This window comes from Paenibacillus sp. FSL H8-0537 (genome assembly GCF_038051995.1).
Lineage (GTDB): Bacteria > Bacillota > Bacilli > Paenibacillales > Paenibacillaceae > Pristimantibacillus.
This window is the reverse complement of the sequence record NZ_CP150290.1, coordinates 6,378,983-6,394,837: the sequence shown is the minus strand read 5'-3', so window position 1 is coordinate 6,394,837 and position 15,855 is coordinate 6,378,983. Positions and strand designations below refer to the sequence as shown.

The 15,855-nt window shown below is 49.3% G+C and carries 12 protein-coding genes; all 12 read left to right on the top strand.

Annotated elements, in window-relative coordinates:
• Window positions 1–5: 5 nt before the first annotated feature.
• The 12 genes from MHB80_RS27100 (at window position 6) to MHB80_RS27045 (ending at window position 15,852) form a co-directional block, all read left to right on the top strand.
• Entirely contained in the window at window positions 6–1,268 is a 1,263-nt protein-coding gene (locus MHB80_RS27100) for a peptidoglycan DD-metalloendopeptidase family protein (RefSeq protein WP_341279831.1), read from the top strand.
• A 296-nt stretch (window positions 1,269–1,564) separates the two neighbouring features.
• Window positions 1,565–3,100 carry a S41 family peptidase gene (locus tag MHB80_RS27095; protein ID WP_341279830.1) on the top strand — a complete coding sequence of 512 codons (1,536 nt, stop codon included), beginning with the start codon at window positions 1,565–1,567 and terminating at the stop codon, window positions 3,098–3,100.
• A gap of 58 nt (window positions 3,101–3,158) precedes the next feature.
• Complete coding sequence (locus MHB80_RS27090; protein WP_341279829.1) at window positions 3,159–4,580, top strand: PDZ domain-containing protein; 1,422 nt, start codon at window positions 3,159–3,161, stop codon at window positions 4,578–4,580.
• Window positions 4,581–4,897: 317 nt separating this feature from the next.
• On the top strand, window positions 4,898–6,904 hold the full coding sequence (gene uvrB, locus MHB80_RS27085; protein ID WP_341279828.1) for an excinuclease ABC subunit UvrB: 2,007 nt from the start codon (window positions 4,898–4,900) through the stop codon (window positions 6,902–6,904).
• A gap of 42 nt (window positions 6,905–6,946) precedes the next feature.
• Complete coding sequence (gene uvrA / locus MHB80_RS27080; protein ID WP_341279827.1) at window positions 6,947–9,829, top strand: excinuclease ABC subunit UvrA; 2,883 nt, start codon at window positions 6,947–6,949, stop codon at window positions 9,827–9,829.
• A gap of 455 nt (window positions 9,830–10,284) precedes the next feature.
• A complete protein-coding gene (locus MHB80_RS27075; RefSeq protein ID WP_341279826.1) occupies window positions 10,285–10,497 on the top strand; it encodes a hypothetical protein in 213 nt (70 codons plus the stop codon).
• 192 nt (window positions 10,498–10,689) lie between these two features.
• Entirely contained in the window at window positions 10,690–11,271 is a 582-nt protein-coding gene (locus MHB80_RS27070; protein ID WP_341279825.1) for a TetR/AcrR family transcriptional regulator, read from the top strand.
• 79 nt (window positions 11,272–11,350) lie between these two features.
• Complete coding sequence (locus MHB80_RS27065; protein WP_341279824.1) at window positions 11,351–12,223, top strand: transporter substrate-binding domain-containing protein; 873 nt, start codon at window positions 11,351–11,353, stop codon at window positions 12,221–12,223.
• Between the two features lie 78 nt (window positions 12,224–12,301).
• Window positions 12,302–12,946, top strand: coding sequence for an amino acid ABC transporter permease (locus MHB80_RS27060; protein ID WP_341279823.1), 645 nt, complete (start codon window positions 12,302–12,304; stop codon window positions 12,944–12,946).
• Between the two features lie 121 nt (window positions 12,947–13,067).
• Window positions 13,068–13,838 carry an amino acid ABC transporter ATP-binding protein gene (locus MHB80_RS27055; RefSeq protein WP_341279822.1) on the top strand — a complete coding sequence of 257 codons (771 nt, stop codon included), beginning with the start codon at window positions 13,068–13,070 and terminating at the stop codon, window positions 13,836–13,838.
• An 86-nt stretch (window positions 13,839–13,924) separates the two neighbouring features.
• A complete protein-coding gene (locus tag MHB80_RS27050) occupies window positions 13,925–14,347 on the top strand; it encodes an OsmC family protein (RefSeq protein WP_341279821.1) in 423 nt (140 codons plus the stop codon).
• Between the two features lie 444 nt (window positions 14,348–14,791).
• Window positions 14,792–15,852 (top strand): IS630 family transposase gene (locus MHB80_RS27045; protein ID WP_341282878.1). Its coding sequence is split into 2 segments (ribosomal slippage): window positions 14,792–15,289 and window positions 15,292–15,852, totalling 1,059 coding nucleotides; the frame shifts between segments, so codons are not numbered across the junction.
• Window positions 15,853–15,855: the final 3 nt, after the last annotated feature.

The window sequence follows — 15,855 nt, the reverse complement described above, 5'->3', positions numbered from 1 at the left end:
CGTCAGTGAAGAGAAGAAATCTAATCGTTCTTATGGTGATAATGACGGTATTGCTTGTTCAGCCACTGAGCAGTAGTGCCGCATCGCTGGACAGCATTAACAAGCAGCTTACAGATGCCAAGAAGGCCATTGACAAAGCGCAGAAGGAAGCTGACGCGACAGAGCAGCAAAAGACGGAAGTATCGACGCTCAAATCTGATGTACAAGCCTCAATTAAAGCTGTATTGGCACAGCTGGATGCGGTTGTAGTCAATATGAATAATACGCAAGCAAAGGTTGACCAAACGGAATCGGAGCTTCAGCAGGCCGGTGCAGAGCTGGTAGAGGCGGAAGGCCGTGTTAAAACACGCGACATTCTAATCCAGCAGCGTCTGCGGCTTATGTATGAGAACGGCTCGGTGTCGTATCTTGACGTCTTGCTGAATGCGAGCAGCTTTTCCGATTTTATCGACCGGTTTGATTCGCTCCAGCTGATTCTAAGCCAGGATCGCAGCATTTTAGAGCAAAACAAAGTCGATCAGGCATTGGTTGAGGAGAAAAAAGCTGAGGTTGAGCACAAGCTTGAAGAAGTCAAAACGATGTACACCAAGCTGCAAAATTACCAAAGCGATCTAGCGAAAAAAGAAGCCGAGAAAAACAAGCTGGTTGCTGAATATGATCATCAGCTTGAGGATCTTGAAGATATAAGCGCAGAGCAGGAAGAGCTAATGATTGAATTCGCACAGAAGGTATCCGAGCTGGAAGCCGAGAAGGTAGCGAAGCTGGAAGCGGAAAGAATCGCGAGGGAAAAAGCAGCAGCGGCTGCGGCCGCTGCTGCGGGTAAAGGCAATGGCAGCAGTGGAGGCGGAAGCGGCGGTGCCGTCTATACAGGCGGAAAGCTGGGCATGCCTATTTTCGATTCGTATCGTGTCAGTTCGGGCTACGGCTACCGGATTCACCCGATAACGGGCTCTAGGAAGCTGCATACCGGCATCGACTTTGCAGCTCCGCAGGGAACGGCTATACATGCAGCAGAAAGTGGCGTTGTCCTTATGGCGCAGCGCTGGAGCGGTTATGGAAATGCCGTCATTATCGACCATGGTGGCGGCATGTGGACGCTGTATGGCCACATTCGCGAAGGCGGCATTAAAGTAAGCAAAGGCGACAGCGTTTCAAAAGGCCAAAAAATTGCCGAGGTTGGCAGTACGGGCAATTCCACCGGACCGCATTTGCATTTTGAGGTGCGGATTAATGGGTCAACAACGGATCCAAGCAGCTATTTAAAATAGGAAGATCAGTAACAAGCGGCAGCCTTCGGGCTGCCCTTGTTCGAAATTTAAGCAATGATACGAGTCTTCATAATAAATTAGCTTCTATTTCTGCTTCTGTGTGAAACGGGCGTTGCCATCCTTTGATGGCAACGCCGTTTACGCTTGAAAAATATGGAATAGGTGGGTCGCTGGGCATACGCAAATAAATGGACAGAACTTGTCATATACTAGGGCGTGTCTTCCAAGCGGGAAGGCATGAACTGAAGTAGGTTCTATTTAATGCTGTGGTCAAACGAGAAGGTGGTGTCCTGAATATGCAGTTTAGAGGCCGTACAGTCATTGCTTTTGTAATGATTACGATGCTCGCTTCTGTTCTGGTCACGCTTGTAGTGGCTCGCGATCTTGTCGTGGGCAGCTATCAGGCGTCAGGCTCCGCTCCGGCAGCTGCCGAAACTAGCGGGCAACATGATCTGAATGAAGCCGAGATTGACAAAATGAATGCGGTGCTGGATTTGATTGAAACCAAATACGTGAAGAAGACGGATCGTGAAGAGCTGGTAGATGGCGCAGTCAAAGGCATGCTGGAATCGCTGGATGACCCTTACTCCGTTTATATGGAGAAGACATCGGCGCAGCATTTTTCCGAATCCATCGAAGGGTCCTTCACAGGTATTGGTGCGGAAGTGACGCTGCAAAACGGCAAGCTGGTCGTTGTATCACCGATCAAAGGCTCCCCTGCCGAACGGGCGGGACTGCTGGCGAAGGATGTCGTCATTTCGGTTAATGGAGAGAAGCTGGAGGGCCTTGGACTGAATGAGGCGGTAGACAAAATTCGCGGACCGAAAGGGACGAAGGCCAAGCTGCAAATCCAGCGGACAGGCACCAGCGAATCGATCCAGCTGATTTTAATTCGGGATGATATTGATGTGGAAACCGTATATGCCCATTTGTCCGATGACCGGATTGGTGTCATTGAAATTCGTCAGTTTTCGCTCAATACGGCCGAACGCTTCAAGGAAGAGCTTGCTCGTCTGGAGCAGGAAGCGAAGCAGCAGTCAGCAGGGCAGGCTCAGGTACAGTCTGGCGCCGGGGGCAGCGAAGGAGCAGCCGATAAGGGCCAGCAGGGGCTTAAGGGCCTCGTAATTGACGTCCGCAATAATCCTGGCGGCGTATTGCCGGTCGTAGTGGAAATTGCCGAGCAGTTTATTGCGAAGGGCGATGCAATTGTTCAGGTGGAGGATCGCGACGGCAAGCGGGAAAAGACATTGTCCAAGGGGAGCAGCAAAGCTTACCCAGTTGCCGTAGTCATGAACAAAGGAAGCGCCAGCGCCTCGGAAATATTGGCAGGAGCGCTTGGCGAGGAAGCCGGTGCGATACTTGTCGGCGAGACGACATTCGGCAAAGGAACGGTACAGGTCAGCTATAATAAAGCGCTGGGCGATGGCAGTCTGGTAAAAATGACGATTGCCAAGTGGCTGACGCCGGAAGGCATCTGGATTCATGAGAAGGGCGTTGAGCCGACTGTTGCCGTAGCTCCGCCTTCGCTTTACACTGTTGCGCGGCTGACCATAAACGAAACGCTGCAGCGTGATATGAACAATGAGCAAATTCGCAGTGCGCAAATTATGCTTAAGGGGCTTGGTTATGAGCCGAAGCGTGACGATGGTTATTTCAATGAGGAAACCGTGCAGGCGGTCAAGCAATTCCAGAGAGAATCGAGTCTGGCGGTGACGGGAAAACTGGACAAGACTACAGCGACAGCATTGGAGAAAGCAGTTGTTGCTTGGATTAAAGACAAGAACAACGATGTGCAGCTTCGGGAAGCGATTGAACGTGTAGGCAGGAAATAACGTATCGTTGTCGAATCCATAACAAGGTTGACTCTGTCTTCGGAGTCAGCCTTTTCTTTTGAGTAGACAGCAGGTTAGAGACGGGAAAAAGCCGCAAGGGCGGACACAGGAACAAGTTGGTAAAAATGAAGGAGTGTATGCGGTGAATCAGGCTCTTGCTTTGTTGCAGCAATTCCAGTTGGCGTTGCTTCAACTGCTGGTACAACCTTTTTATTATGTGGCTATTTTATTTATATTGCTCCAATACACGAAGCAGATCAAGCTTGAACGGCAATTGTTCGCCGTTAAGCTGCATATATGGCCCCGGCTGCTCGGCCGGGCAATCGTCACAGGCTTGCTGGTAGGCCTAGCTGTATCTCTCATAGGGGCTTTTATCGGCGTTTCCGTTACGCAGCAGTCGGTCATGTGGCTATGGGGCGTATCCGCGCTGCTGATGCTGTTTCGCATCCGATATTTATGCTTTGCTTATGCGGCTGGCGTACTTGGGCTGCTGCAATGGATCGTTGGGTTTACGCCGCTTGCTTCGGGCGAAGGCATAGCCGGTCAAGCAGCGGCCTCGCTCGCTGCCATGGATATGACAGGGTTGTTCATGCTGGTAGCTCTGCTGCATTTGGCAGAGGCGCTGCTCGTGCGAAAACAGGGCGGCAAGCTGGCGACGCCACTGTTCCTCTCGGGCAAGAGAGGGAAAATTGTCGGCGGCTACATGCTGCAAAGCTTTTGGCCAGTCCCTTTGCTGCTGCTCGTTCCCATTGGCGGAGGTGCGGGTGCAGATGCTTCAACAACAGCATTGCCATGGACACCGCTGCTCGGCGCGGACTGGTCGCAGGGCTGGACAATAGCTGCGCTGCCAATGATTATCGGCTTTAGCGAATTGACACGCTCGATGCTGCCTGAGGAGAAGGCCAAGCACGCTGCGAAAGGCTTGCTGCTTTACAGTGTCGCACTCGCAGCAGCAGCTTTGCTGGCTTGGTGGCTGCCCGTGCTGCTGCCCATTGCCGCGCTTTGCTCGCTGCTGCTCCATGAAGCGATTATCTGGCACAGCCGCAGGCTGGAAAATGCCAGCAGCCCGCTATTCGTTCATGACCAGCGCGGCTTGCGCCTGTTAGGTATTTTGCCGCAAACGCCGGCTGAGGCGCTGGGGCTTCAGGCAGGCGAGATTATTTCGAAGGTTAATGGCGTTCGCGTGCATTCGAAAACAGATCTGCATGCCGCGCTTCATCTCAACTCGGCTTTCTGCAAGCTGGAAGTGCTGAACTTTGCGGGAGAAGTAAAGTTTATGCAGCGTGCGCGTTATGAAAATGAGCATCATCAGCTCGGGGTTATTTTGGCGCCAGATGAGGATGCGAATTTCTATGCGGCATCGGGCCCAGCTTCGCTGCTTGATTTGTTGAGGCACAAGCGAACTGCGCATCGCCGGAGCACATCAGCAGGGCCAGTCCCTGTGAAAGGCGCTGCTACTAGCGAGAAAACAACAGTATAGCTGCAAGCAGAGGCGATTTCCGAAATGAATGGCCTGTGCCTGGAGTTGCTGGACAAACTGCCTATCAAATATCATTCAAAACCGCACTGACAGACTTTTTCTGCTGTCAGTGCGGTTTTTTAATGTAGGGAAATTTAGCTGGTTGCAACGGAGAATTCTTAGAGCTATAATAAACGGGAACACATATTCTTATAAAGGGCAGACTTGCCTTTATGAATTGGGATTACTTGTAACAGCATGAACAAATTGAGGCTTGCTGCTTCTTTTGCGCGATATAGACTATAATGATAGATAGCTGAGGAAGGAAGAAGGAGTGGATGGCTGAAGTGAGTAATTTTGCACCGCAAGCCCGCAATTTTGAGCTTAAATCCGATTATACGCCGCAAGGCGACCAGCCGCGTGCTATTAGGCAGCTGGTTGAAGGCGTTGAAGCAGGAGAGAGGTTTCAAACGCTGCTGGGTGCGACTGGAACGGGGAAGACCTATACGATTGCCAATATGATTGCGCAGGTTAATCGGCCTACGCTCGTTATTGCGCATAACAAGACGCTCGCAGCGCAGCTGTGCAGCGAATTTAAGTCATTTTTCCCCGATAATGCCGTGGAATATTTCGTCAGCTATTACGACTATTTTCAGCCGGAAGCTTATATTCCTTCAACCGATACCTATATTGAGAAGGATTCGAGCATTAATGAAGAGATCGATAAACTGCGCCACTCTTCGACCAGCTCGCTATTCGAACGAAGAGACGTCATCGTTGTGGCCAGCGTCTCCTGTATTTACGGGTTAGGTTCGCCGAAGGAGTACGGCAGCATGCTGCTGTCGCTGCGCGTGGGGATGGAGAAGCCCCGCGATGCGATTTTGCATAAGCTCGTCGATATTCAATATCAGCGCAACGATATTAACTTTATTCGCGGCACATTCCGTGTCCGCGGCGATATTATAGAGATTTTTCCCGTTGCCAATAATGAGCGGGCGATTAGAATTGAACTGTTCGGCGATGAGATTGAACGGATTACGGAAATCGATGTTCTGACCGGCGAGATCGTGGGCGAGCGCGAGCATGTAGCGATTTTCCCGGCGTCTCACTTCGTTACCCATGAGGATACGATGAAGCTTGCGCTCGTTAATATTGAGCGCGAGCTGGAGGAGCGGCTTGCCGAGCTTAAGGAAGCGGGTAAGCTGCTGGAAGCGCAGCGGCTTGAGCAGCGTACGCGCTATGACATCGAGATGATGAGCGAGATGGGTTTTTGCTCGGGCATTGAGAACTATTCGGGGCCATTGACGTTCCGGGAACGGGGAGCGACACCTTACACGCTCTTCGACTATTTTCCAGATGATATGCTCATTGTTATTGACGAGTCGCATGTATCGCTGCCGCAAATTCGCGCGATGTACAACGGCGACCGGGCAAGGAAGGAAATGCTCGTCAACCATGGCTTCCGGCTGCCATCGGCGATGGACAATCGGCCGCTTAAGTTCGAGGAGTTTGAAGCGAAGGCCAAGCAGACGATTTATGTTTCGGCTACGCCGGGTCCTTTTGAGCTGGAGCAATGTCCAACAATGGTAGAGCAAATTATTCGGCCTACAGGCCTGCTTGATCCGATCATTGAGCTTCGTCCAACGAAGGGGCAAATTGATGATTTGCTAGGCGAAATTCGCGATCGGGTGGCGAAGGATGAGCGGGTATTGGTCACGACGCTGACGAAGAAAATGGCGGAGGACTTAACCGATTATTTTAAGGAAATTGGTGTGAAGGTGCGTTATCTGCACTCGGATATTAAGACGCTGGAGCGGATTGCGATATTGCGTGACCTCAGACTTGGCGTGTTCCACGTGCTGGTTGGCATTAACCTGCTCCGGGAGGGGCTGGATTTGCCTGAAGTATCGCTGGTAGCGATTTTGGACGCGGATAAGGAAGGCTTCCTGCGCTCAGACCGCTCGCTGATACAAACGATTGGACGTGCGGCGCGCAACAGCGAGGGCCGGGTCATCATGTATGGCGATAAAGTGACGGATTCAATGAGCCGTGCGATGAAGGAAACGGAACGTAGGCGGACGACTCAGGAAGCCTTCAACGAGAAGCATGGCGTTACGCCGCAGACGATTCGCAAGAAAGTATTGGAAGTTATTGAAGCGACTAAGGTTGCCGAGCAGAAGGCTGATTATTTGGCGGATGCCGGATCTGGCAAGATGTCGAAGAAGGACCGTCAGTCGATGATTAATAGATTGGAAGTCGAAATGAAGGATGCGGCGAAAAACCTGCAATTTGAGCGGGCGGCCGAGCTTCGGGATGCGTTGTTGGAGCTGCGTGCGGGAATGTAGAAGCGAAAGAAGAGAATGGATAGGAAAGAGGAGGCAATAAGATTGGGAAGCGACAAAATTGTAGTAAAAGGCGCTCGTGCACACAATTTGAAAAATATTGATGTCACCATTCCGCGCGACAAGTTTGTTGTATTGACGGGTTTGAGCGGCTCAGGCAAATCGTCCCTCGCATTTGATACCATTTACGCCGAAGGACAGCGCCGTTATGTGGAGTCTTTATCTGCCTACGCAAGACAGTTTCTCGGCCAAATGGAGAAGCCAGATGTAGATTCTATCGAAGGATTGTCTCCGGCGATATCAATTGACCAGAAGACGACGAGCCGTAATCCGCGCTCCACTGTAGGTACAGTAACGGAAATTTACGACTACCTTCGCTTGTTATACGCACGAATCGGCAAGCCGCATTGTCCGGAGCATGGGATTGAAATTACTTCGCAGACCGTAGGACAAATGGTTGATCGTATTATGGAATATCCTGAGAAGACGAAGCTGCAAATTTTGGCTCCGCTCGTATCCGGCCGCAAGGGCGAGCATACGAAGCTGTTTGCCGACATTCAGAAGCAGGGTTTTGTCCGCGTTCGCGTAAATGGCGAGCTGCGCGAGCTCAGTGAGAAGATCGAACTGGAGAAAAATAAAAAACATAGCATTGAGGTCGTTGTTGACCGTATCGTTGTGAAGGCAGACGTGCACAGCCGCTTAGCTGATTCGATAGAGACGGCGCTTAAATTGGCCGATGGCCGAGTGCTCGTTGACGTAATGGAGAAGGAAGAGCTGTTGTTCAGCTCAAACCTGGCTTGTCCAGTATGCGGCTTTAGCGTAGAGGAGCTCGCGCCGCGGATGTTTTCGTTCAACAGCCCGTTCGGTGCTTGTCCGGATTGCGATGGACTAGGCGCGAAGATGATTGTCGATCCGGATCTGCTCGTTCCCGATATGAGCAAATCTATTAAAGAAGCTGCTTTTCTTGCTTGGGCTGGAAGCACGTCCAATTATTATCCGCAGTTTTTAAGCTCGGTTTGTGAGCATTATAGCATTCCACAGGATGTGCCGGTTTCTGAGCTCAGCGACGAGCAAATGAATAAGCTGCTTTATGGTACCGGTGGAGAACGTGTTCGCTTCCTATATGAAAATGACTTTGGCCATCGTAAAGAGGCTTATGTACCGTTTGAAGGTATAGTCAATAATCTGGAGCGGCGCTACCGCGAGACAGCGTCCGATTCCATGCGGGAACACATCGAAGCTTATATGAGTGCCAAGCCTTGTGGCGGCTGTAAAGGCCAGCGGCTGCGCAAGGAAACACTTGCTGTAACGATTGCCTCCCAGAACATCGCTCATGTCACTTCACTTTCTATTGGTGATTCGCAGCGCTTCTTCGAAGGACTGGTATTAACGGAGAGGGAACAAACGATTGCCAATCTGATTTTGAAGGAAATCAACAGTCGGCTAGGCTTCCTTGTCAATGTCGGGCTGGAATATTTGGCGATGAACCGGGCGGCTGGAACGCTGTCCGGCGGTGAGGCGCAGCGGATTCGATTGGCAACACAAATTGGTTCGAGCCTGATGGGCGTTCTTTATATTTTGGATGAGCCGAGCATCGGACTTCATCAGCGGGACAATGATCGATTGATTGAGACGCTTGTGCATATGCGGGACATCGGCAATACGCTTATTGTTGTAGAGCATGATGAGGATACGATGCTGGCTGCTGACTATATTATCGACATTGGCCCTGGTGCGGGCATTCATGGCGGTACCGTTATCGCGGAAGGAACACCGGCGGAAATCATGCACAATGAAAATTCGTTGACGGGCCAATATTTGAGCGGGCGCAAGTTTATTGAGGTGCCGCTGGAGCGTCGTGCGGCGGGAGACAAATGGCTGGAGGTTCGCGGTGCGAAGGAAAACAATTTGCGCGGTGTCAATGTAAAGATTCCGCTTGGCATTTTTACGGCGGTTACTGGCGTATCTGGTTCGGGCAAATCAACCTTCGTCAACGAAATCGTCTATAAGACGCTGGCGCGTGATTTGAACCGAGCGAGAACACGGCCTGGACAATATAAGGAAATGCGCGGCATCGAGCATTTGGAGAAGGTTATTGATATTGACCAATCGCCAATTGGCAGAACGCCACGCTCGAATCCCGCTACGTATACGGGCATGTTTGACGATGTGCGCGATCTTTACGCTTCGACGAATGAATCCAAGGTTCGGGGCTATAAGAAGGGCAGATTCAGCTTTAATGTGAAGGGCGGCCGCTGCGAGGCTTGCCGTGGAGACGGCATTATCAAGATTGAAATGCATTTCCTGCCTGACGTGTATGTCCCTTGCGAAATTTGCAAAGGCAAGCGTTACAATCGCGAAACGCTGGAAGTGAAATATAAAGGCAAGAGCATTTCCGATGTGCTGGAAATGACAATTGAGGATGGCTGCAAGTTTTTCGAAAATATCCCGAAAATCCAGCGCAAATTGCAGACGCTGCTTGATGTAGGCTTAGGTTATATGTGCCTGGGACAACCTGCAACGACATTGTCTGGAGGCGAAGCACAGCGTGTTAAGCTGGCTTCCGAGCTGTATCGCCGGAGTACGGGGAAAACGTTGTACATTTTGGATGAACCTACGACAGGCTTGCATGCCGATGATATTGACCGTCTGTTGATGGTTTTGCATCGCCTTGTTGATTCGGGTGAATCGGTGCTTGTCATTGAGCATAATCTCGATGTCATTAAGACAGCCGATTATTTGATCGATTTGGGACCGGAAGGCGGAAGCGGTGGCGGCTTAATCGTTGCGACGGGAACGCCGGAGGAAGTGGCGAAGGTAGACAAGTCCTATACAGGGAAATACCTGAAGCCGATTATGGAGCGTGACCGGGAACGGACTATCCAGCGGCGCGAGACGCAGGCTTCCGTTGCTGCGGCGTCTAATTAGGCCTGATGATGTAAGGCTAGCCCACTGATGTGTGTTAGCCTTTTTTTCTTTGTCTGATTTGAATTTCATCTATATTCCATGACGGCCGCAGGTTATAAGGTTGGGCAAAGCTGGACAACGTATAAGGAGATAGTGGAAAAGGATTAGCCTGATTGGCAATAAGGTATTAGTCATGCTTGATGGACAAACGTGACAAAGTTGTTACGAAAACAGATTCGGACTTGCGTCAGGCGCATGGAAAAGATAACATATAGGTTAGGATAGGATGCGTGTGGCCAAATGGATTTTTAAAATATAGGACAGGATATGAGGTTTCCATCCTTTCTCTATATTTCTCGGAATGAAACGCGCCGCGCCGTCAGAGGACGGCGAATGCCGTTTCACCTTGGTTTGGAGGACAGGTCCTGAAGCAAGTGAAATGGAGCAAAAGCTTAACTGTGGGAGGGGTCATTCAAATGTTTTTGGCAGAAGAAGCAGCACAAGCGACCAGCAACATTAACACGTTTGACTGGTTTATGCTTGCGTTTACAATTTTGTTATTGATCGGCTTTGTCCGGTTGGTGAAAGAGCGCAAGAAGAACATTTTCGCGATTGGTTTCACAGCTGTATCTTTGGGATTGTTTTTGTTTATTGATTACATCATGATCACCAAAGTATGGTTGGCATAACGACAAACAAGAAAGACCGTCCAAGTTGAATACGACCTGGGCGGTCTTTTTTTGTTATCCACTTGACAATATACGAGTGATCCGATAGGATTTAAATCAAAACTGACTGACGAGTCAATCAATGGAGGCGATGCTGTTATCGGAACCGTAGATCGCAATACGGCGAACAATGCGGAGCGCAAGCGCCAAATTATGGAGTCCGCACTGAAGCGTTTTGCCCTTCATGGTTACCATTCGACGAAAGTATCGGATATTGTAGCGGATGCAGGAGTAGCGCAAGGTACTTTCTATTGGTATTTCAAAAGTAAAGAAGCTATAGCTATAGAAATTGTACAGGATGGCCGGGAGCGGTTGCTTACGGTTATTGGACAAGGCTACCGAAAAAATGCTGGTTCGGTGCAGGATATGGTGTCAGCCTCTGAGCATCTGCTTACCGAGCTCTTCCATTTTGCTAAGGAAAATCGCTATTTAATGGGCATGCTGCTTGATGGCACAGGCTTCAGCGAAGTCGTTAGACAGGAAATAACGGTTACTCAAATGGAGATGGAGCAATCCTTTGTACTCAATATTGAACGCGCCACTGAGCTGGGCATGCTGCCGGCTACCATTGATGCCAAGCTGCGAGCGGCATTTCTGATGAGCCTCATTGAAGGCGTACTGTCCCGTTGGCTGTTTCGCAGCTCGCCGGAAAGCGATGCTATTGCGGTAAAATCTGCGGAATTGCTGGCTGCGGAAACGGCGCGCTTTGAATTTTTCGGCTTATTAGGCATTTAGCTGCATTTCCCTGCGAAAGCCGGACACATTAATAAGCAATAATAAAATATTAGAGAAGCTATGAAGGAGAGAGTGGAAGATGAGGATTCAAATGAAAAAATCAACGTTATTGATGATGACAGCTATTTTGCTGCTGGCGGTTATTGTGGCGGGCTGTGGCTCGAAGAACGGCAACAGCGGTAATGCGGGCTCGGCTTCGCCGACTGCGGAAGCAGAAACAGCTGCTCCTTCCAATCTGCTGGAGCAAGTGAAACAAGCAGGCGTTCTCAAGGTAGGTTTGATGGGAACCTATGCGCCGTATAACTTTTTAAACGACAACAAGGAAATAGATGGCTTTGATGCCGATATTGCAAAAGAAATCGCCAAGCGCCTTGGCGTAAAAGCTGAGTTTGTTGCACAGGAGTTTTCCGGTATGATTGCCGGACTGCAGGCGAAGAAATTTGACGTCGTCATTAGCCAAATGACGATTACCGACGAGCGCAAGGAGCAAATGGATTTTACAGAACCGTACATTACGAACTCTGTAAAAATCATCGTAGCCGAAAAAAACGATACGATCACGAAGCTGGCTGATTTTAAAGGCAAAAATATTGGCGTAGGCCTGGGTACGAACGACGAAACCTATCTTCGCAAAACGGTGCTGCCTGAAGTTGGCGACTTCACCATTAAAACCTATGATGATGTCATTACGTCGCTGAAGGATCTGAATGCCGGACGTATTGATGCGACTATTAACAATATGTATGCCCTGAAACCAATCGTCGAGAAAAATGGCTTCAAAATCAAAGCGGTTGGCGATCCAATTAAATCGGACAACGCAGGCATTGCAGTTCGCAAAGATAACCCGGAATTCCGTGACGCGCTGAACGAAGCTTTGAAGGCGATGAAAGCCGACGGCACGTATAAAACTATTTTTGTGAAATGGTTCGGCGAAGAGCCAGCGGCTGAATAAGCCCGGCTCTCGTCATATTATATGGATTTATAAGTTTTACCTTGCGAAACCACGTAGACGGAAGGGAACCTTCACGTTATGAATCTCGTTTTTGAAAATTTCTCTTTTCTGTTGAAGGGCGCGTATTACACGCTACTGCTTACGGTTATGTCGATGTTTTTTGGGCTCATAATCGGAGGAGTAGTAGCTATTGCCCGTTTGAAGGGTAACCGTCCCATTCGGCTATTGGCACGGGGATATGTCTCGATTATTCGTGGAACCCCGGTGCTTATCCAAATTTTTGTCGTTTATTATGGGTTGGCGGACTATAAAATTATATTAGGGCCACTGACGGCAGCAACGATTGCACTTAGTATTAATGTGGGTGCGTATTTGTCGGAAACGTTTCGTGGAGCGATTTTGTCGATTCCAAAAGGGCAAATGGAGGCTGCATATGCAACGGGCATGACCTCTTGGCAGGCGCTTTATCGAATCGTGCTTCCGCAGGCGGCAAGGGTAGCCATTCCACCAATGGGAAATACGTTTATTGGAATGCTTAAGGAGACATCGCTCGTTTCAGCTATTACTGTAACCGAGTTGCTGCGTCAGGCGACTTTGCTTATAGCACAATATTACGTCTATATGCCGTTTTATGTGGGAATTGGAGTTATGTATTGGGTGATGAGCACCGCTTTTTCAGCTATTTTAGAAGCGATTGAGAAGCGCTTGTCCAAAGCTTATTAAAAATATAAGAAATGATAAGTTTCACTCTTATAATGGGCTTATTTTTCATCGCGAAACGGAAGTTTTGCCGCCAGAGGACGGCGACAGCCGTTTACGCTTGGGTTGGGGCGTGAGAAATACGATGATTACGACGGAGAAATTAACGAAATCTTTTCAAGGCACCGAGGTGCTGAAGGGTATCAATCTTCAGGTCAATCCCGGAGAAATTATTGTGCTGCTCGGCCCAAGCGGTTCGGGAAAAAGCACGCTGCTTCGCTGCCTGAACGGGCTAGAGACGCTCAGCGGAGGTCGTATTGAGATGAACGGTGTTCGCCTTGATACACAGATGAAGCCACGCGAGCATAATCAGAATGTCCGAACCATTCGCCGCCATAGCGGGATGGTATTTCAGCAGTTTAATCTGTACCCGCATAAAACAGCGCTGGGCAACGTCATTGAATCGCTGCTCGTCGTGAAAAAGCTGCCAAGAAGCGAAGCTATTGCTATCGGCAAAAAAATGCTGGAGCGCGTCGGGCTGGAAGGCAAGCTGGATGAATATCCATCAAGGCTGTCTGGCGGACAGCAGCAGCGGGTAGCGATTGCAAGGGCGCTGGCGATGGAGCCGGATGTTTTATTGTTTGATGAGCCGACATCTGCGCTTGATCCGGAATTGGTCGGCGAGGTGCTTGATGTGATGCAGCAGCTGGCTCGCGAAGGTATGACGATGCTGGTGGTGACGCATGAAATGGCTTTTGCCCGCCATGTAGCGAATCGGGTTGTGTTTATGGATGATGGGCAAATTGTCGAGGAGGCAGCGCCAGATGTGTTTTTCGATCATCCTGTTACCGAACGGGCGCGTCGATTTCTGAACAAGCTGGGCCAGCACAGAGGATTGCAGCAAGAACAGCAATAACGAATGACAGAATATTAATACGAACCACAAAGTTAAAGTAGGAGGCTTGGCCTTCGATTCTTACGAAAGAAAGAGGGTACACCGCAATGAAGGTTACAACAACATGGACAGGCAAACGTGCATTTACATCTGTAGGGCCATCTGGCTACAGCGTTGGAATGGATGCGACCGCAGCATATGGCGGCGACGGGCAAGGAGCTACACCGATGGAGCTGCTGCTTGCAGGCCTCGCGGGCTGTATCGGCATCGATATTACGATGATTATGGATGCGTTCCTTGGTTCAATCAGCAGCATCGAGATAGATGCGGAAGGCACGCGCAAAGAGGAAATGCCGAAGGGCTTTACGGCCATTGATCTTATTTTCAAAGTGAATGGCGATGTGCCGGATTACCGGATTTGGAAAGCGATTGAGCTGGGCAAGGAAAAATATTGCGCTGTCTCGGATTCGCTGAAAGCGGACATTCGTTACCGGCTAGTGCTCAATGGGGAAGAAATGACGCGGGGATAAGCTGATTTCAGCGAACACAAAGAAAGAGTCGTGATCCGAGGCTGCCGTGGGCGGTTCGGGTTACGGCTCTTTTTTGTACGTAAGGCACTTGGCCTTGCTTATTTGTCAAAACGATGCAATCGCCGCGCAACTCGGCGTGGCGATTGAAGCAACGGCAACGGTAAAATTAGAAGCATGGCTAGCCATTATGAATCACCTATCCTCTGTTGTTAACGTGGGGAGTGTTATTTATTGGCGAGATGTTAAGCTTTTACGAGCTTGCCTACCCTCTACCTGTAAAAAAATAACAGTCGCATCCTCAAATGTTGTTGCATATTAAGTGAGAAGGTTTCGCGATCTCGTTTTTAAAGAATAGTTCATCTATATAAGTTGAACTAAAGGAATTCATTTCCACACTGTCGAATATAAGAAACATAACTTAAAAGCGATGGTGAAATCATGGAAATGACACAAGCGTTAACTGAAATTGAATCCTTAATGAAAAAAGAAAAAGAGCGACGAATGTTTGAGCGTTATCAAGCTATTGTTCTGTATTTGAAAGGGAAGAATGCAAAAGAAATCGCAGAGATCATAGGCAGAACGGAACGAACGGTCTATAAATATATGCGTGCGTACCGCGAAGCAGGTGTAACTGGACTGCAAATCCACTATTCAACAGGAGCGCCAGAGCGGCTGACCAAAGAACAACAGGAGCAACTGAAAGCGACGATCGTCTCCTCGGTTCCACACGAAGTAGGCTTTGAAAGTAAATACAGCTGGACGCTCTACCTTATTGGCCAATATATCAAGCGGGAGTTCGGTCCGTCCTATTCGCTTCGTGGCATTTCCAAAATGGCACACCGCCTTGGGCTCAGCTACACCAAACCCACGTATACGTTAGCTGCTGCGGATGAAGCCAAGCAACAGGTCTTTACAGAAGAGACGTTTCCTGCTTTGAAAAAAGACTAATGAACGAAGACATTGCTCATTTACTCTTCGAAGACGAGTCCATGATCCGGGATTACCAAGCGCTTCAGCATACATGGTTTCTCAAAGGCAAGCAACGCAACATCCAGACCACAGGCAAACATCGCGGCGTCAAATTGTTGGCTGTACTGGATTATACGACGGGTCAAATTCTCTGGAAAGAAGATGAGCAGTATAACGCAGAGACATTTCTATCGTTTCTACAAATGGTGGTCGAAGCGTATCCCAAAGGAAAGATGGTTATGGTACTGGACAATGCTCGCATTCATCATGCGAAATTGCTTCAACCCTTTCTGGAAGATCACAAAGAGCGTCTTGAATTGGTTTTCTTACCACCGTATAGTCCGCAATTGAACCTGGTGGAGGGACTTTGGAAATGGCTGAAATCGGATGTTATTAACAACGTGTTTTTCCATACCGTCTCAGAGATCCGCAAAAAAGTTGCTGCGTTTATGCAAAACATAGCTCTCGATACTCAGACGATTATTGATCGTCTTTGTCTTCGTTTAGAAGACGATCAACTCACTGAATATATCTAGTTC

Bases quoted from the DNA above. Each gene is read 5' to 3' on its own strand.
- MHB80_RS27095 (WP_341279830.1), top strand. From the start codon at position 1,565: ATGCAGTTTAGAGGCCGTACAGTCATTGCTTTTGTAATGATTACGATG.
- uvrB (WP_341279828.1), top strand. From the start codon at position 4,898: ATGGCTGAAGTGAGTAATTTTGCACCGCAAGCCCGCAATTTTGAGCTT.
- MHB80_RS27075 (WP_341279826.1), top strand. From the start codon at position 10,285: ATGTTTTTGGCAGAAGAAGCAGCACAAGCGACCAGCAACATTAACACG.
- MHB80_RS27070 (WP_341279825.1), top strand. From the start codon at position 10,690: ATGGAGTCCGCACTGAAGCGTTTTGCCCTTCATGGTTACCATTCGACG.
- MHB80_RS27065 (WP_341279824.1), top strand. From the start codon at position 11,351: ATGAGGATTCAAATGAAAAAATCAACGTTATTGATGATGACAGCTATT.
- MHB80_RS27060 (WP_341279823.1), top strand. From the start codon at position 12,302: ATGAATCTCGTTTTTGAAAATTTCTCTTTTCTGTTGAAGGGCGCGTAT.
- MHB80_RS27055 (WP_341279822.1), top strand. From the start codon at position 13,068: ATGATTACGACGGAGAAATTAACGAAATCTTTTCAAGGCACCGAGGTG.
- MHB80_RS27050 (WP_341279821.1), top strand. From the start codon at position 13,925: ATGAAGGTTACAACAACATGGACAGGCAAACGTGCATTTACATCTGTA.